Consider the following 19,087-nt stretch of genomic DNA (forward strand, 5'->3'; position numbering starts at 1 on the left):
TAATAATAAAACTAAGGTTTAACAGGTGATATACTTTGCGAATAGAACAATCTGTGATCAATGAGATAAAAGATAAGACGGATATCCTGGATTTAGTAAGTGAATATGTGAAATTAGAAAAAAGAGGGCGCAATTACATTGGGTTGTGTCCTTTTCATGATGAAAAGACACCTTCTTTTACTGTGTCTGAAGACAAACAAATTTGTCACTGTTTCGGTTGTAAGAGAGGAGGTAATGTCTTTCAATTTTTACAAGAAATTGAAGGCATTTCCTTTACAGAAGCTGTGCGAAACCTTGGTGAAAGAGTCAATATCGAAGTGAACGTACCGACACAACAGTCATCAGATGGTTCGACAAAAATTGCTTCTGAAGATTTACAGATGATTGAAATGCATGAATTGATGCAATCTTATTATCATTATGCGTTGTTAAAAACAGTAGAAGGTGAAGACGCATTAGCATATCTAAAAGATAGAGGTTTTTCAACTGAGACCATTGAAACTCGTAAAATCGGGTATGCACCTAATAATGCACAATTTTGTCATGATTTTTTGCAGAAAAAAGGTTACGATATCGAACTTGCTTATGAAGCAGGTTTGCTTTCACGCAATGAAGAGAATTTTAGTTACTATGATCGATTTAGAGATCGCATTATATTTCCACTTACAAATGCGCAAGGTCGGACAGTAGGATATTCGGGTAGGACATATACAGATCAAGAGCCCAAATATTTGAACAGTCCAGAATCACCCATTTTCCAAAAACGACGGCTATTATATAATGTGGATCGTGCACGTAAATCAATTCGTCAAGCAGATGAAGTGATTATTCTTGAAGGCTTTATGGATGTGATTAAAGCTGACGAAGCGGGTCTTAAACAAGTCATCGCAAGTATGGGTACACAATTATCCCAAGAGCATATGACGTTTTTAAAAAAATTAACATCGAACGTCACATTGATGTTCGACGGGGACTATGCAGGTAGAGAAGCGACGCTCAAAACAGGTCAAGCGTTATTGCAACAAGGACTCAATGTCTTTGTTGTGGAACTACCCCAAGGCATGGATCCAGATGAGTATATCATGAAGCATGGACAAGAAGCGTTTCAACATTTTGTCGAGCATGAAAAGCGTGCATTTGTATTGTATAAAGTGAAGTTACATCAAGATGAAATTGATCATAATGACCTAGCATATGAAAAATATTTGAAAGAAATCACACAAGATATTTCCTATATGCAGTCGCCGATTCTACGCAAAAAAGTATTGCAAGAAGTCGCTGAATTGTTTAAAGTTAGCTTTGATAGTCTAAATAATAGTGTGGGGAGTACATCAAATTATCAAGCTGAATATAGTAATATGAATGATACTCCTACGATATTTAGTCATTTATCAACTGCTGAAAAGGCTGAGAGAGCCTTGCTTAAACATTTTATGAACGATAAAGATCTTTTCTTAGATTATTATCGCTCGATTGAAGCAGAAGACTTTACAAATGAACATTTTAAAAGTATGTTTAATCTTTTACACCGTTTTTATGGAGAAAATGATGATTTCAACATCAGTGACGGTTTACAATATGTAGAGTCTAATGAATTGAAAGAAACTTTAATTGCATTGGATAACTATACAATCAATGCAGAACCTTATGAAAATGAAATTGATGATTATATTAACACGTTATCCAAGCAACGCAAAGAAGAATCAATAGAATCGCTCAATCATAAATTAAGAGAAGCCACTCGATTAGGTGATGTAGAACTTCAAAAATATTACTTGGAACAAATTGTTAATCGAAATAAAAGTAGGAACAATTGAGTTTTACATTGTATAGATTGGGAGACATCAGAGAATAACGGGATTATTAACAGTTATGTTACTTTTTTAAATGGAGAATGAGATGCATTCTGTACATTTAAAGTTGATATAAAAGTGATATTAAACGCGGGAGGCCTATTCATGTCTGAAAGTAAAGTCAAAGTAAAAAAACAAACCATAGATCCAAGTTTAACAATGGAAGATGTTAAAAAACAATTATTGGAAAAAGGTAAAAAAGAAGGTCAATTAAGTCACGAAGAAATTTCTGAGAAACTGCAACATTTTGAAATGGACAGTGACCAAATGGATGAATTCTTCGATCAACTTAATGATAATGAGATTAAGTTGGTGAACCAAAAAGATAATAACGATACAGACGAGTCGTTAAATCCAAACGATTTGAGTGCACCTCCAGGCGTCAAAATTAATGACCCTGTCCGCATGTATCTTAAAGAAATTGGACGTGTCAACTTATTGAGCGCCCAAGAAGAAATTGATCTTGCGAAACGCATAGAACAAGGTGATGAAATCGCTAAATCACGTTTAGCTGAAGCCAACCTTCGTTTAGTCGTTAGTATCGCAAAAAGATATGTGGGTCGCGGCATGTTATTCTTAGACTTAATTCAAGAAGGTAATATGGGCTTAATTAAAGCAGTAGAAAAATTCGACTTCAGTAAAGGTTTCAAATTTTCTACTTATGCTACCTGGTGGATTCGTCAAGCGATTACAAGAGCAATTGCAGACCAAGCCAGAACGATTCGTATTCCTGTACACATGGTTGAAACAATCAACAAATTAATTCATATTCAAAGACAATTACTTCAAGATTTAGGTCGTGATCCAGCACCAGAAGAAATTGGTGAAGAAATGGATTTACCACCTGAAAAAGTACGCGAAATCTTAAAAATAGCGCAAGAACCTGTTTCATTAGAAACGCCAATTGGGGAAGAAGACGACAGCCACCTTGGTGACTTTATCGAGGACCAAGAAGCACAAAGTCCTTCAGACCATGCAGCATATGAATTATTAAAAGAACAATTAGAAGATGTATTAGATACGTTAACCGACCGTGAAGAAAACGTCTTACGCCTGCGTTTTGGTTTAGACGATGGTCGTACACGCACATTAGAAGAAGTGGGTAAAGTATTCGGTGTGACTAGAGAACGTATTCGTCAAATCGAAGCAAAAGCACTTAGAAAACTAAGACACCCTAGTAGAAGTAAACGTCTAAAAGACTTTATGGATTAACCCTATAGAGATTGGGGCATTTATCGTTTGTGTCATATGGAGTTGAAAGATTATTCCTTATGATATGCGATTCACTCATCACTACAGAAGATAGGACAAAGCAAGCTTATCGAACTGGAGTATCGAGTGGATTAAAAACGCCATTGTCCCAGTCTCTTTTTTTGTGACATATCATTAAATTTATTCGGAAAGGTGTACACCTATGATACCGTTAAATCAACGTTTAAAGCAGGTGAGTCAATATATCAAAGGAGATACCCTTGCTGATATTGGCTCTGATCATGCTTATCTTCCACTTTATGCCTTAGAACAAAATCTCATCCAGCGCGCGATAGCCGGAGAAGTGATAGAAGGTCCATACAAATCATCACAGCGGAATGTCGCAAACTATCATGCGACTCATGAAATTGATGTTAGACTAGGAGATGGATTAACTGTCGTTCAACCTGAGGACCAAGTATCTACAATTACGATTTGTGGCATGGGTGGGCCGTTAATTGCTAAAATATTAACCGAAGGCCAAGCGAAATTAGCCAGTCAACCGAGATTAGTGTTACAGAGTAACATTCAAACGAAGACGTTACGGCAGTGTTTACAACAGTTAAATTATCGTATTGTCAGTGAAGATATCTTAGAAGAAAAGGGACACATCTATGAAATTGTAGTGGCAGATTATGCGACGACACCGATGACATTGTCGGAAACAGAAGCGATGTTTGGACCTTATTTAATGAAAGATAAAACGGATTTATTTTATAAAAAATGGGAACATGAACAACAAGCTTTACTTAAGATTAAACAAAATTTAGATCCAACTAGACATAAAGAAAGACTACAACAAATAAACCATCAGTTAACGTTAATCGATGAGGTGATTAGAAATGAAAATCAGTGAACTTATGAAAGTGATTGATCAACACGTGCCTTTAGCGACTGCAGAAGATTGGGATAATGTGGGGCTCATTATCGGGGATGAAAATGCTGAAATCAATGGCATATTAACAGCTCTAGATTGTACTAAAGAGATCGTTGAAGAAGCCATTTCAGCTGGGGTTAATACAATTATTTGCCATCACCCACTTATTTTCAAAGGTATTAAAAATATTACTCAAAATGATGGTTATGGCGCAATCATTCGTCAACTTATTCAAAATGATATCAATGTCATCGCATTACATACGAATTTAGATGTGTACCCACACGGTGTAAATGCAATGCTTGCAGATCGTTTAGGATTACAGGATCAACAGATACTCGATCCCGAAGATACGCATTATTATAAAGTGTATGTATATATTCCTAAAGATGATGTAGAGACATTCAAAAATCAACTAGACCAAGCAGGCTTAGCGAGAACAGGCAATTATCACTACTGCTTTTTTGAAGGCGAAGGACAAGGTCAATTCAAACCTGTAGATGATGCGAATCCAACAATCGGTCAACACGACGAAATTGAATATGTCAACGAAGTTAAATTAGAATTTATGATTGATCAAGGCCAACGTACACAGGTACAGCAACTCATTCTTCAACATCATCCTTACGAAGAACCGGTATTTGACTTCATTCCAGTAGTTCAGACTGCAAATTTAGGTTTAGGCATGATTGGAGAATTGGAAAAAGCACTTGATGTAGAGCCATTTATCAAACACGTGAAGACGCAATTAGATATGCCAAGTGTCAGATTTATTGGCGATACATCTACGAAGATTAAAAAAGTTGCGTTAATTGGTGGTGCAGGTATTGGCAATGAGTATATGGCTGCAGCACAAGGTGCGGATATCTTCTTAACAGGTGATATTAAACATCATGAAGCACTAGATGCAAAAACAGCAGGCGTCAATTTGTTAGATATCAATCATTACAGTGAACATGTGATGAGAGAAGGGCTTGTCGCGTTATTAAAACAATGGTTATCTGATGAAAAAATATCATTCGATATCCAAGTTTCCGAACAAAATACAGATCCATTTAATTACTACTAAAAAACACACAAATATTGTGTAGTGTTCATCAGAACCAATTAAAATTTATAGGAGGACAAAGATGGCTAAACATCCTTTTGAAAACTTTAACTTAGAGCCAAGTTTAATAGAAGCAGTCAAAGATCTTAATTTTTCTAAACCTACAGAGATTCAGTCACGTGTGATTCCTAAAATGCTTAAACAAGTCAATTTAATCGGTCAATCTCAAACAGGAACGGGCAAGTCTCATGCTTTCTTATTACCGCTCATCCATCACATTGATACGGGTATCAATGAGCCTCAAGCGATTGTAGTTGCCCCTACACGTGAGTTGGCACAACAATTATTTAATACAGCCAGTCATCTTGCACAGTTCAAATCAAATGTCAGCGTCAAATTATTTATTGGCGGTACAGATATTGAAAAAGATAAACAACGCGCCAAAAATCAACCGCATTTAATTATTGGTACACCGACACGAATCAATGATTTAGCTAAGCACGGAGACCTACATGTACACCTTGCATCGTATCTTGTTATTGATGAAGCGGATTTAATGATTGATCTCGGCTTAATAGAGGATGTTGATTATATTGCAGCTAGACTCGATAGTGAAGCACGAATCGCAGTGTTTAGTGCAACGATACCTAAATCCTTGCATCCATTTTTAAATAAATATTTAGAACAACCTGAGTATGTGAAGATCGACAGTCAGTCTCAAAACAAGAAAAATATAGAGTTTTATTTAATTCCTACAAAAGGTGAGGATAAAGTCAGAAAAACGCTTAAACTCATCGATATATTAAATCCATATTTATGTATCATCTTTTGTAATAGTAGAGATAATGCTGATGCCTTAGCAGAGGAACTAGATGGTTATGGAATTAAATACGGAATGATACATGGTGGTTTAACACCACGAGAACGTAAACAACAGATGAAACGTATTCGAAATCTCGATTTCCAATATGTCATTGCAAGTGACCTAGCTTCTCGTGGTATAGATATAGAGGGCGTCAGTCACGTGATTAACTTTGATGTTCCTAAAGATATTGATTTCTTCACACATCGGGTCGGCCGAACTGGACGTGGTCAGTATCATGGTGTTGCGATTACACTTTATAGTCCGGATGAAGAGGAACCTGTTTCAATGATTGAAGATAGAGGCTATCATTTCGAAACAGTAGATATTAAGAATGGGGAACTCAAACCAGTCAAAGCACATAACACAAGAAACAAACGGCAGAAAAAAGATGATGTTGTGACAAATCAGGTGAAATACAAAGTAAAACGTAACAATAAAAAAGTTAAACCTGGTTACAAGAAGAAATTCAAACGTCAACTAGAAGAAGCAAAACGCCAAGAACGTAGACAATATAGTAAACGTACAAAAAGAAATAACAAAAATAAAGGATAGGTGAATCTCATGTTAATAGGCTCACACGTGTCAATGAATGGTAAGAAAATGTTAGCTGGTTCAGCTGAAGAAGCGCATAAATTTGGCGAATCTACATTTATGATTTATACAGGTGCGCCTCAAAATACGAGACGTAAAGCGATTGAAGATTTAAATATTGAAAAAGGTCATGAACTCATGGAATCTTATGGCTTATCAAACATCATCGTTCACGCACCTTACATTATCAATATCGCAAACACACAAAAACCGCATGTGTTTGACTTAGGCGTTGAATTTTTACAAAACGAAATCGAAAGAACACAAGCACTTGGTGCGAAAGACATCGTTTTACATCCTGGATCTCATGTTGGTGCAGGAGCAGATGAAGGAATTAAAAAAATCATCGAAGGTCTGAATGAAGTATTAACTCAAAAAAATGATGTGAGAATTGCACTTGAAACGATGGCAGGGAAAGGTTCAGAAGTAGGTCGCAACTTCGAAGAACTCGCACGCATCATAGATGGTGTCGAACATAATGAACGTTTATCTATTTGTTTCGATACGTGTCATACACATGATGCGGGTTATCAAATTAGAGACGACTTTGACGGCGTGCTTAATGAATTTGATAAAATTATCGGCATCGATCGCATCAAAGTGGTCCACGTTAATGATAGTAAAAATGATATCGGCGCGCATAAAGACCGTCATGAAAATATTGGTTTTGGTCATATTGGTTTTGATGCATTAAATTATGTCGTGCATCACGATGCGTTTAAAGATATTCCTAAAATCTTAGAAACACCTTATGTAGGTGAAGACAAGAAAAATAAAAAACCCCCTTATCAATTTGAAATTGAGATGCTTAAATCAGAAACATTCGATCCAGATTTAAAAACAAAAATTTTAAATCAATAAGATGAGGTCATGTACAGAAGCAGTTATATTGAGCTTCTGTACTTTTTTATCTCAATTTTATCTAAGGGAATGTGCTCAATGGATATTCCAACATAATAGATGAACATGCAATCAAGTAGACTACGTTTATGAATACAACTCGCATCGTAAACATTACTATTTACAATCATTTCGATGCATATTATAGTTATTAGCGAGGTGAAAAAATGTCAACGCCAGTCTTTGAATTAAAAAATATAGATTATTTTTTCGACAATAAGCAAGTGTTGGAAAATATAAACATTAAAATTAATAGAGGAGAATTTTTGGCTATCGTTGGACCTAACGGAGCTGGAAAGTCTACATTGTTAAAAATCATTTTAGGTCTACTACCCATGCAAAGTGGAGAAATGTATGTCGACGGGAAACGTTATAATGGCAAACAAACGATGTTAAAAATAAGCTATGTTTCACAAAAAGCACTTTCTTTTAAAGCAGGATTCCCTGCAAGTGTTAAAGAGATTGTGTTGAGTGGTTTAACTAAAAGAAAGCGGCTATTCCAATGGTTTAATAAAAATGATGTTCAAAAAGTTAAAGATGTGTTGCATCGTCTAAATATTGAACATCTCATTGACCGAAATATCGCTGAACTGTCTGGTGGACAACAACAACGTGTGTTAATAGCGCGGGCGTTAGTTAGTGAACCGACCGTGCTGATCTTAGATGAACCAACGAGCGGTATTGATGCGAAACATGTGAATGAATTTTATGAAACGCTAGAGCGATTAAAACGTGAAGGGGTAACGATTATCCTTGTTACACATGATATCGGTGTCGTCGCAGATACAGCTACTGAAGTTGCTTGTTTAAACCGTCATTTACACTTCCACGGCACGACAGATGAGTTTAAATCACTAGATGAAGTTGAAATTTCTAAGATTTATGGTCATCCAATTCAATTTGTTGATCATCAACATCATAGGGAGTGTTGTTCTGAATGATTGATGCATTATTAAATTTCGACTTCATGAGGTATTCACTGATTAGCGGGATACTGATTGGTTTCATCGCGCCATTTATCGGTGCTTTTATCGTTGTGCGACGGTTATCCCTAATCGCTGATGCATTAAGTCACGTCACACTGGGTGGTATTTCATTTGGTATGTTTCTAATTACCATTATACCAACAGCAGCACTCATTAACCCGATGTGGTTTGGGGTGTTATTTGCGATTGTTGGGGCGTTACTTATTGAAAAGTTACGTACTACATTTAGCAATTATCAAGAAATTGCAATTCCTATTATTATGAGTTCCGGTGTAGCTTTAAGTGCGATCTTTATATCACTCGCAGATGGTTTTAACCAAGAGATTGTTGGATTACTTTTTGGTTCAATCAGTGCAGTAAGTTTGAGTGATATGATTACAATCATTATTATAGTAATTATAGTAACGATTTTTATCTTATCATTATACAAAGAATTGTTCGTCCTTTCTTTCGATGATGAATATAGCAAAGTCATTGGATTACCGAAATGGATTCAATTTCTTTTCATTGCAATCGTCGCTATGGTCGTCTCAGCATCTATGCGAGTCATAGGTATCTTATTAGTGAGTGCATTAATCACGTTACCTATTGCGATTGCGATGCGTGTCACAAAAGGATTTAAGCAATTGATTATACTGAGTATCATACTTGGTGAAGTATCCGTGATTTCAGGGCTATTCTTAGCCTTCTATCTAGATATTTCTCCTGGTGGTGTCATCGTCATGATACTCGTATTTATGTTAATTTTAACGATGGTACTTCAGAAACTGAAGGTTAAAGTTAAAAAAGGGGCTGTTAATAATGAAAACAGATAATGCAATACAAATACTTAAAGAACACGGTCATAAATATACAAATAAACGCCGTGATATGATAGATATCTTTGTTTCAGAAGATAAATATATTAACGCAAAATATATTCAACAAAAAATGGATAAAAACTATCCTGGTATCTCTTTTGATACAATTTATCGCAATCTACATTTGTTTAAAGATTTAGGCATTATAGAAAGTACTGAACTTGATGGGGAAATGAAATTTAGAATTGCTTGCTCAGAGCATCACCATCATCACTTCATTTGCGAAGTCTGTGGAGATACTAAAGTCATTGAGTTTTGTCCAATTGATGAAATACAGTCTAATTTACCGAATGTTTCTATCCATACGCATAAATTAGAAGTCTATGGTGTATGTGAAAAATGTCAAAAAGAAAAACAAACAGTCTAACATTCGTTCTAATAGTCAAGTGAAGGATAGATTATGATAAAGAAGGTCGTAGTATCATATATTTAAAAAGTATATCTAACTAAACATAGTTTTTAAGTAAGAATTATTAAATTTCTAAGTGTTCTATGTTTAAAACCCTTATATTTGAGATATACTTAGAATGTATCAAAGATGATGATCTTTGATATATGATTGATACAGTAAGCATTAAGATTGTTGATAAATGAATTTATTGCTATGCTTAGTGTAATTACACTTAGGAGGATGATTATTTATGGCTTTTGAATTACCAAACTTACCTTATGATTTCGATGCGTTAGAACCGTATATTGATAAAGAAACTATGGAAATCCACCATGACAAACACCACAACACATATGTAACTAAATTAAATTCAGCAGTTGAAGGTACAGATTTAGAAAATAAATCTATCGAAGAAATTGTTGCTAATTTAGATAGCGTGCCTGAAGATATTCAAACAGCTGTACGTAATAATGGTGGTGGACACTTAAATCACTCATTATTCTGGGAATTATTAACTCCTAACTCTGAAGAAAAAGGTACAGTCGTAGATAAAATTAAAGAACAATGGGGTTCTTTAGACGATTTCAAAAAAGAATTTGCTGACGCAGCTGCAGCTCGCTTTGGTTCAGGCTGGGGTTGGCTCGTTGTAAATGCTGAAGGTAAATTAGAAATCACTACTACACCTAACCAAGATAACCCAATTACAGAAGGTAAAACTCCTATTTTAGGTATAGACGTTTGGGAACACGCTTATTACCTTAAATATCAAAACAAACGTCCAGAATACATCGAAAACTTCTGGAACGTTGTAAACTGGGAAAAAGTTGACGAATTATATCAAGCAGCTCAATAATTCGAACACGATTGGCGGCCTATTGATATAGGCCGTCTTTTTTTTGAATTAAAATAATAGAAAAATCACCGATTTTCGTATATCATTTGTAGATAGAACGTTTGAATAGAGGTAAGTTGTGTTGTTAAAAAGACTTAAGGAAAAAACAAATGATGAAAAACTAAGAAATACAATGAATAAGAGGATCAGTTTTGTCTTCGGCATTGTAGTATTGATCTTTGCAATTGTTATCCTTAGATTAGGTTATTTACAAATTGCACAAGGGTCTCATTACAAACAAGAAATTAAAAACAGTGAAAATATTACTGTAAACGAATCCGTTCCACGAGGAAGAATTCTAGACCGAAACGGCAAAATACTAGTAGATAACGCATCTAAAAAAGCGATTACGTATACGAGAGGTAAAAAAACGTCTCAAGATGAAATACTCGATACTGCAGAGAAATTATCCAAATTAATTTCAATGGATACAGATAAAATCACTGAACGTGATAAACAAGACTTTTGGATTCAAAAACATCCGACTCAAGCTCAAAAAATGATGTCAAAAGAGCGTAATTTATTAGAAGAAGGTAGTATTTCACAAGAACAATACGATGAAGCGCAACGTAAAAAAATAACCGACAAACAACTCAATTCTTTTTCAGATCATGATTTAGAAGTGCTAGCCATTTATAGAGAGATGATGGCAGGTTCTACTTTAAATCCTCAAATGATAAAAAATGAAGATGTGAGCGATGAAGAATACGCTGCAGTTTCACAAAAATTATCTAGTCTACCAGGCGTGAATACAACGATGGATTGGGATAGAAAATATCCTTATGGCGATAGCTTAAGAGGTATCTTTGGTGACGTATCGACATCGAATGAAGGCCTACCTAAAGAATTAACACAAAAATATTTATCTGAAGGTTATTCAAGAAATGACCGTGTCGGAAAATCTTACCTAGAATATCAATATGAAAGCATTCTTAAAGGTAAGAAAAAAGAAATGAGATATACGACAGATAAATCAGGTGATGTCATTGATTCAGAAGTTGTGAATAAAGGTTCACGAGGTAATGACTTAGTCCTTACTATCGATATGGACCTCCAACAAAAAACAGAAGAATATCTCGAAAAACAAATTAAAAAATTACGTAGCGAAGGCGCTAGAGACATGGATAATGCGCTCATCGTCGTCACAGATCCACGTAACGGTGACATACTTGCTATTGCTGGTAAACAAATCGATAAAGACGGCAGCATGACTGATAATGATATCGGTACGTTTACGCAACAATTCGCTGCAGGCTCATCTGTCAAAGGTGGTACACTATTAGCTGGCTACCAAAACAACGCCATTCAAGTTGGAGAAACGATGGTCGATTCACCACTTCACTTCAATGGAGGTTTGACTAAACGTTCTTACTTCAACCAACATGGTAGAGTAACGATCAATGATAAAGAAGCGCTCATGCATTCTTCTAACGTTTATATGTTCAAGACCGCATTAAATATCGCAGGTCAACCGTATACTTCAAATATGAACTTGCCAACAGATGTCGTGGAAGCTGGTCAAAAATTACGTAAAGGTTTAAATCAAGTTGGATTAGGTGTTAAAACAGGTATCGATCTTCCAAATGAAACCATTGGTCAAATTGAACCATTAACAACAAATGGTGGTAATTACCTAGACTTGGCTATTGGTCAATATGATACCTACACTACAATGCAACTTGCTCAATACATTTCAACTATTGCGAATGATGGTACACGAATTCAACCACACATTGGTTCAGAAATCAGAAAAGCAACCAATGAAGATGGCCTTGGACCGATCAAGCAAAACATTAAAGGTACGGTCTTGAATAAAGTAAATAATTCTGAAGAAGAAATTAATCAAGTTCAACAAGGTTTTGACATGGTATTTAACGAAAAAGATGGTACAGGTTATCAAAGTTTCCATAACACGAAAGTACCTTCAGCAGGTAAAACAGGTACTGCGGAAGTTTTCCAAGATGGTAAACCACGTGTTAATTCAACTTATATCGGTTATGCACCACAAGATAATCCACAGCTGGCATTTTCAATCGTGTATAGTAACCAACCTGTCCCTGAACCGTGGTTAAACGGTGGTGACTTAGGTAGAGACGTCATTAATTATTACTTCGGCAAAGACCGTAAATAAGCACATCATTGAAATAAATTTTGTTGATATTTAAGCTGGTAACTCCATACGAGTTGCCGGCTTTTTAATTTATTCAATTTTAAACTTTTAAAGCATTAGATAGTTATATATATCAACAATTTGATAGAAACATGATTTAAGGAAATAAAGTAAATGATAGTTTAATGACAATGGTTTTTAATAACGTTATAATGAGTTAAGTACACAGATAAGGGATGAGGATATTGGATAAAAAAACATTGCGCAAAAATACAATTGCAAAAATGAAATCATTCAATGACAACGACAAACAAAAAGCAGATCAATATTTAGCGAACAAATTATATGAAACAAATCAATATCAACAAGCAAAACGGATAGGTATCGTACTCTCAATGTCTCAAGAAGTAGATACATATCGCATCATTTCACATATGTTAGATGATTATAAAACAGTGTTTGTACCTGAAACAGATTATGATAAAAAAGAAATGAATTTCAAACAAGTTGAAGATATCGCTCAGATTGGTAAAGATGCTAAAGGTATCAATCATTCCACAGCAGATTTACCGATTTCTAATGACCTTGATCTCGTCATTGTACCTGGCGTCGCGTTTAATCAAGAAGGTTACCGTATCGGTTATGGTGGGGGATTTTATGATAAATTTTTAGCTCAATATCAAACTGATACCATCAGCTTACTATATGATTTTCAATTGGCAGATTTTGACGTAGAACCTCACGATCAGCCTGTTGATCAGTTAATAATAGCAACAACATAATTGGAGGCCAACATGATTACTGAAAAGCAATACTGGAAATGTATATACTTATGGGTTAGTTACAACGATTATCAAGTTGTATATCTCAGCCAAGAACAACAAGAAGTTTGGCTGGCGAATAAGTTGAAAAAAGATGTGGCCATTTTTAAATATGGTGTCAATACAAGCCAAGAAACACGCTTTCTAAAAAGTCGGCTTATCGAACATCAAGAGGAAATAGAAAACAAATTAGGATTTTCACCCAAGACCTATCAATACTATCTTTTTACAGAATACGAACTCAGTAATGACAACTTAAACGAAAAACGACCTATTGATTTAAAATTCCACATGATACACGATGAAGATGCTATGGCTGAACACATGCCAAACTTTTTCACTCGCCAAATCAATAAATTAAATGATGATAAAAAAACAACACATCATTATAAGAAACGGGTGCTTAATAACAATCCTGTAGAAAAGCACTTGTTAAAATTTGCGCCTGTCACGTACGCCCTGATTGCGATTAACGTATTGATATGGTTAGGCATGGTGTTGTTTTTAAATCATTTTTCAGATATTAAATTATTGGATGTAGGTGGCTTAGTTCATTTTAACTTTGTACACGGAGAATGGTATCGACTAATTTCATCCATGTTTCTACATTTTGGTTTTGAACATCTCTTGATGAACATGTTGAGCTTATTCTTATTCGGTAAAATTGTAGAATCCCTCATAGGTCACTGGCGTATGTTAGTACTATATCTCATATCTGGTATCGTAGGGAACTTTGCGTCGTTAACGTTCAATCTCTCAACAGTTTCAGCAGGTGCTAGTGGCGCGATTTTTGGTTTAATTGGTGCGATTGTAACGATTATTTTTCTTAGTAAACAGTTTAATAGAAAAGCGATTGGAGAATTACTCATCGCATTAGTAGTGCTGATCGGCTTATCATTATTCATGCCTAATATTAATATTGTGGCACATGTAGGCGGATTTATCGGCGGTATCTTTACAGTAGTTATTCCATATTTTTTCAACAAGAATAGAAATATCTTCTGGATTAGTATCATTGTAGCTGCGTTACTGTTAATTTTAGCGATTGTAAGAATTTATACGATTGATGAAGAAAATATTTATAATACAATAATTAAAAATGAGCTTTATGATACAGATTATAAAGAAGCCCAAGATATGGTTGATCATACAATCAATAAAGGCTACGCTGATGACGAGACATACTACTTAGCCGGGATGATAACGGCAACGAAAAGTTCCAAAGCAGAAGCGATGGCACAGTGGGAACGCGGACTTAAAAACTTTCCTAATAGTGGATTGTTAAATTACCAATTAGCGATTGCGAACCGCTCACTTGCTGATGAAAAAAAGGCGAAAAAATATATAAACAAAGCAGTAGAGATTAATCCAAATAACGAAGCGTATAAAAATTTGAAAAACGAGCTGGATGATCAGTGAGACAACAAATTGAAACGTTATATGATGTACAACAACTCCTCAAACAATTTGGATTTATTATATATTTTAAAGATGAGCAAGATCGGCTCGAAATGATGGAACAAGAAATAAATAATTTATATGAGTATGAGTTAATTACGAAAGATCAATATTTGAAAAGTAAAATGATAATTAAACGAAGAAGGATGAATGGATGAATGAAGCAGATAATTCTAGCAGCCGATATCGGCGGTACAACCTGTAAATTAGGTATCTTTGATCAAGCATTAGAGCGAATTGAAAAATGGTCTATCGATACAAATGTTACAGATCCAACTGGTGTCAAATTATTGAAAGATATCTATGAAGCTTTTAAAAGTAAATTGAATACATTAAACTATACCTTAGAAGATGTCATAGGCGTCGGTATTGGCGTCCCAGGCCCTGTCGATTTTGATACAGGTGTTGTGCATGGTGCTGTCAATTTATATTGGAATGACAAAGTCAATGTTAGAGACATTTTCAAACAATTTATTGATTGTCCCGTTTATGTTGATAATGATGCGAATGTCGCAGCATTAGGAGAAAAACATAAAGGCGCTGGCCAAGGTGCAGATGATGTCGTTGCGATTACACTTGGTACAGGATTAGGTGGCGGTATCATTTCTAATGGTGAAATTGTCCACGGACACAACGGTGTAGGCGCTGAACTCGGACATATATTGGTTGATATCGACCAACGTTTCCAATGTAACTGTGGCAAATCAGGATGTATTGAAACGGTCGCATCTGCTACAGGTGTCGTTAATTTAGTTCATTTCTATTACCCTAAATTAACATTCAGATCTTCCATCCTTCATTTAATTAAAAATAATCAGGTCACAGCAAAAGCAGTGTTCGATGCAGCAAAAGAAGGCGATCCATTTTGTATCTTTATCACTGAACGTGTAGCGAATTACATAGCCTATCTCTGTAGTATCGTGAGTGTGACAAGTAATCCAAAATACATTGTACTCGGAGGCGGCATGTCTACGGCGGGCTTGATATTGATTGAAAATATTAAAACGGCATACCGTCATTACACGTTTAAACCTGCTCAAGAAGGTACAGAAATTGTGCAAGCTGAACTCGGTAATGATGCAGGTATCACGGGAGCGGCAGGACTTATTTATACTTATATTATAGAAAAGGAAGGCGTTAAATAATGGCAATTGTCGATGTAGTCGTAATACCAGTAGGAACAGAAGGACCAAGTGTGAGCAAATATATCGCAGAAATTCAAACGAAATTAGAATCATTTAAACAAGAAGGTAAAATTGATTATCAACTCACACCTATGAATACATTAATTGAAGGAGACTTGAAAGATTTATTCGAAGTCATCCAAGCGATTCATGAACTTCCATTCAACAAAGGTTTAGATCGCGTATGTACTAATATTAGAATTGATGATAGACGCGACAAAACACGTAAAATGAACGATAAATTGGCTTCTGTACAAAAACACTTAGATTAAAGTGAGAGATGAGTTATGCAAATATCACATTTAACTTTAGGGTTAGTCGCAACAAATACTTATTTTGTAGAAAATGATGAAGCTGTGATCTTGATTGATCCATCAGATGAAAGTGAGCGTATTATTGAACGGCTTAACGAAATCAATAAGCCGTTGAAAGCCGTCTTATTGACTCATGCGCACTTTGACCATATCGGAGCTCTAGATGATATTGTAAACACCTATGATGTGCCAGTGTATATGTCTCCGATTGAATTTGATTTCTTAACGGATGCAGAAAAAAATGGCTCTGAAAAATTTAAACAATATGGTTTACCACTTGTAACGAGTCAGGTGACTCCTCAATCGCTCGAAGAAGGACAGTTATCCATTGATGATTTCAACATTGATGTGTTACATACACCAGGTCATTCACCAGGTAGTTTAACATTTGTGTTCGATGATTTTGCTGTCGTAGGGGATACACTTTTTAATGGCGGTATTGGTCGAACAGATCTCTATCAAGGTGATTTCGAAACACTGATAGATTCAATCATGGATAAATTATTCAATTTAGAAGAAACCAAACCGTTGTATCCAGGACACGGTCCAAGTACAACGATTGAAAACGAACACGATAATCCATTTTTATTTTAGCTGGTTCAGTTTATAAATGAATCTTAGTTTTGTACAAAATATTTAACTAAATAAGAGTAAAAAGGTCACCTCCCACGTGTATACATGTAGGAGGTGATTTTTTGAAGATATTATTCGAACAACTGATGAAAAAAGCAATCACACAAAAGGTTTCGTACATTCACTTTATTCCAGCAGGCGCAGAGACCCATATTAAGTTTCGTGTCAAAGGAGACCTTGTAGACTATGACGTCATTCAAAAGCAAAATTATGTCAAATTACTCACGTATATGAAATATCTTCCTGGGTTAGATGTATCTACACATAACAAAGCTCAGAGTGGTCGCTATTTGTTTAAACATCAAACGTTATATTATTTGCGTGTTTCGACTTTACCGTTAGCGCTTGGAATTGAGAGTTGTGTTATTCGAGTGATTCCACAATATTTTCAATCACAAACGCACAGTGAGGATATGACTGATCTGTATCAACATATGAATAAGAAACAAGGTCTCATTCTATTCAGCGGCCCTACAGGTTCAGGTAAAAGTACTTTGATGTATCAAATGGTCGCTTATGCAAAAGATAAATTGAACTTAAATATCATCGCGATTGAAGACCCTGTAGAACGACTTTTACAAGGCATTACACAAATATCCGTGAACACGAAAGCAGGCATTGACTATGCATCCTCATTAAAGGCTATTCTCCGTGGTGATCCAGATATTATTCTTGTGGGAGAAATCAGAGATGCATCTATAGCGAAACAAGTATTACAAGCAAGTTTAAGTGGCCATCTAGTGCTCTCTACAATACATGCTGAAGATTGTAAGGGTGTCATTTTAAGACTGCAAGAAATGGGTGTCACAGAACAAGAAATGAAACAAGCCATCCTATGTATCAGTAATCAACGTTTAATCAAAGATAATGACGATGAATTAAGACTTGTATGTGAAATTATGAAGAAGGATGACATTAATTATTTCTTTGATCATGAAAAGCATTTACCAAAACAATATCAAACATTGTCTTATATGATTCAAGAACTAACTAAAGCAGGTTTGATTTGTGAAGAAGTTGCGAATAAATACACTTAGTATCAGTTTTAAAAGAAAACGTGTCCTCTCAAGTGCTTCACAAATTGCGTTGTTACGCCGTTTAAGCGACTTACTCGCTCATGGTTTTACGTTAACAGAAGCATTCTCTTTTTTACTTACGCAAATTGATTTACGACATGCTTCACAAAACCAGACCATTATTGATGCACTTAAAAGTGGTGCGAGCTGTCATCAAGTACTTAAACTCCTCAACTATCCTCGTACTGTGATTATGTTAATCTATTTTGCTGAACTGTTTAGCCAGTTACAAGAAAGCATCCCCCACGCTATTAATTTTATGACGAGACATCTTAAAGCAAAGCGCTCCCTCATTAAAACGATACAGTATCCAATAGTCCTCATCACAATATTTTTGGTGATGCTCATTGTCCTCAATCAAACGATTATCCCCGAATTTCAAAATCTCTATGAGACGATGGATGTTAAATTATCTCCGCTTCAACACTACCTCACACAATTTATAGTACATCTTCCTTCAGCGATTTTCTTTATACTTCTTTTTCTCCTTCTAATTATTTATGTACTCCGATGGCATTATAAGAAATTGCCTCCATCGCAGAAAATTACTTTTGCGAAACGGCTCCCCCTTATCGCTAGTTACTATAAGTTTTTTAAAACCTATCGACACGCTTCAGAATTTGCATTGTTTTATAACAATGGTGTCACGCTGAGTCATATTGTGCACATATATGGGTCACAAACAGAGGACAGTTATTTAACTTATTTAGCATCTCAGATTAAGTTTGGTACTGAACAAGGATTACAGTTGTCAGATATTTTAAAAGAAGTGGGTTGTTTTCAACCCGAATTGCTCTCTTTTATTGAACAGGGAGAGAAAAAGAGGAAATTGGATGTGGAGTTACAGTTATATAGCGCTATTGTTATCGAACAAATTTAACGCAAGCTGTTAAAGCAAATCAAGTTGATACAACCAATTATATTTTTAGTTCTAGCATTTTTAATTAGCTCACTTTATCTCGTAATCATGCTACCTA

At 35.3% G+C, this 19,087-nt stretch carries 19 protein-coding genes; all 19 read left to right on the plus strand.

The window, feature by feature from the left end; genetic code table 11:
- Nucleotides 1-35: 35 nt before the first annotated feature.
- The 19 genes from dnaG to comGB all read left to right on the plus strand — a co-directional run bounded on the left by dnaG (nt 36) and on the right by comGB (nt 18,990).
- Complete coding sequence (gene dnaG / locus ACSBRB_RS01350; RefSeq protein ID WP_435031272.1) at nt 36-1,817, plus strand: DNA primase; 1,782 nt, start codon at nt 36-38, stop codon at nt 1,815-1,817.
- Nucleotides 1,818-1,958: 141 nt separating this feature from the next.
- Nucleotides 1,959-3,065 carry an RNA polymerase sigma factor RpoD gene (gene rpoD / locus ACSBRB_RS01355; protein WP_435031273.1) on the plus strand — a complete coding sequence of 369 codons (1,107 nt, stop codon included), beginning with the start codon at nt 1,959-1,961 and terminating at the stop codon, nt 3,063-3,065.
- A 202-nt stretch (nt 3,066-3,267) separates the two neighbouring features.
- On the plus strand, nt 3,268-3,960 hold the full coding sequence (locus tag ACSBRB_RS01360) for a tRNA (adenine(22)-N(1))-methyltransferase (protein WP_435031274.1): 693 nt from the start codon (nt 3,268-3,270) through the stop codon (nt 3,958-3,960).
- Nucleotides 3,947-5,050, plus strand: a complete 1,104-nt coding sequence (locus tag ACSBRB_RS01365) for a Nif3-like dinuclear metal center hexameric protein (protein ID WP_435031275.1) — start codon at nt 3,947-3,949, stop codon at nt 5,048-5,050. Before ACSBRB_RS01360 ends, ACSBRB_RS01365 begins: the two co-directional genes overlap by 14 nt.
- Before the next feature lie 61 nt (nt 5,051-5,111).
- The gene (locus tag ACSBRB_RS01370; RefSeq protein WP_435031276.1) at nt 5,112-6,446 is read left to right on the plus strand and encodes a DEAD/DEAH box helicase; all 1,335 of its coding nucleotides are present in this window, start codon (nt 5,112-5,114) and stop codon (nt 6,444-6,446) included.
- A gap of 9 nt (nt 6,447-6,455) precedes the next feature.
- Entirely contained in the window at nt 6,456-7,346 is an 891-nt protein-coding gene (locus ACSBRB_RS01375) for a deoxyribonuclease IV (protein WP_435031277.1), read from the plus strand.
- A gap of 206 nt (nt 7,347-7,552) precedes the next feature.
- Nucleotides 7,553-8,326, plus strand: coding sequence for a metal ABC transporter ATP-binding protein (locus ACSBRB_RS01380; RefSeq protein ID WP_435031278.1), 774 nt, complete (start codon nt 7,553-7,555; stop codon nt 8,324-8,326).
- Nucleotides 8,323-9,186: a metal ABC transporter permease gene (locus ACSBRB_RS01385; RefSeq protein WP_435031279.1), complete on the plus strand. Its 864-nt coding sequence runs from the start codon at nt 8,323-8,325 to the stop codon at nt 9,184-9,186. Before ACSBRB_RS01380 ends, ACSBRB_RS01385 begins: the two co-directional genes overlap by 4 nt.
- Complete coding sequence (locus ACSBRB_RS01390; protein ID WP_059107284.1) at nt 9,173-9,598, plus strand: Fur family transcriptional regulator; 426 nt, start codon at nt 9,173-9,175, stop codon at nt 9,596-9,598. Before ACSBRB_RS01385 ends, ACSBRB_RS01390 begins: the two co-directional genes overlap by 14 nt.
- 274 nt (nt 9,599-9,872) lie before the next feature.
- Nucleotides 9,873-10,475, plus strand: a complete 603-nt coding sequence (locus tag ACSBRB_RS01395; RefSeq protein ID WP_059107285.1) for a superoxide dismutase — start codon at nt 9,873-9,875, stop codon at nt 10,473-10,475.
- A gap of 121 nt (nt 10,476-10,596) precedes the next feature.
- Nucleotides 10,597-12,645, plus strand: a complete 2,049-nt coding sequence (locus ACSBRB_RS01400) for a peptidoglycan D,D-transpeptidase FtsI family protein (protein ID WP_435031280.1) — start codon at nt 10,597-10,599, stop codon at nt 12,643-12,645.
- Between the two features lie 224 nt (nt 12,646-12,869).
- Nucleotides 12,870-13,406: a 5-formyltetrahydrofolate cyclo-ligase gene (locus ACSBRB_RS01405; RefSeq protein WP_435031281.1), complete on the plus strand. Its 537-nt coding sequence runs from the start codon at nt 12,870-12,872 to the stop codon at nt 13,404-13,406.
- Between the two features lie 12 nt (nt 13,407-13,418).
- Nucleotides 13,419-14,864 (plus strand): rhomboid family intramembrane serine protease, encoded by a 1,446-nt coding sequence (locus tag ACSBRB_RS01410; protein ID WP_435031282.1) that lies wholly within the window; start codon nt 13,419-13,421, stop codon nt 14,862-14,864.
- Nucleotides 14,861-15,061, plus strand: a complete 201-nt coding sequence (locus ACSBRB_RS01415; protein ID WP_059107288.1) for a YqgQ family protein — start codon at nt 14,861-14,863, stop codon at nt 15,059-15,061. Before ACSBRB_RS01410 ends, ACSBRB_RS01415 begins: the two co-directional genes overlap by 4 nt.
- The gene (locus tag ACSBRB_RS01420) at nt 15,062-16,048 is read left to right on the plus strand and encodes an ROK family glucokinase (protein WP_435031283.1); all 987 of its coding nucleotides are present in this window, start codon (nt 15,062-15,064) and stop codon (nt 16,046-16,048) included. It abuts the gene before it with no gap.
- Complete coding sequence (locus tag ACSBRB_RS01425; protein WP_059107290.1) at nt 16,048-16,359, plus strand: MTH1187 family thiamine-binding protein; 312 nt, start codon at nt 16,048-16,050, stop codon at nt 16,357-16,359. Before ACSBRB_RS01420 ends, ACSBRB_RS01425 begins: the two co-directional genes overlap by 1 nt.
- 15 nt (nt 16,360-16,374) lie before the next feature.
- A complete protein-coding gene (locus tag ACSBRB_RS01430) occupies nt 16,375-16,995 on the plus strand; it encodes an MBL fold metallo-hydrolase (RefSeq protein WP_435031284.1) in 621 nt (206 codons plus the stop codon).
- A 101-nt stretch (nt 16,996-17,096) separates the two neighbouring features.
- Nucleotides 17,097-18,071 carry a competence type IV pilus ATPase ComGA gene (gene comGA, locus ACSBRB_RS01435; protein ID WP_435031285.1) on the plus strand — a complete coding sequence of 325 codons (975 nt, stop codon included), beginning with the start codon at nt 17,097-17,099 and terminating at the stop codon, nt 18,069-18,071.
- Nucleotides 18,043-18,990 (plus strand): competence type IV pilus assembly protein ComGB, encoded by a 948-nt coding sequence (gene comGB / locus ACSBRB_RS01440; protein ID WP_435031286.1) that lies wholly within the window; start codon nt 18,043-18,045, stop codon nt 18,988-18,990. Before comGA ends, comGB begins: the two co-directional genes overlap by 29 nt.
- Nucleotides 18,991-19,087 lie beyond the last annotated feature (97 nt).

Origin of the sequence: Staphylococcus auricularis (assembly GCF_051172115.1) — a bacterium.
Classification (GTDB): domain Bacteria; phylum Bacillota; class Bacilli; order Staphylococcales; family Staphylococcaceae; genus Staphylococcus; species Staphylococcus auricularis_A.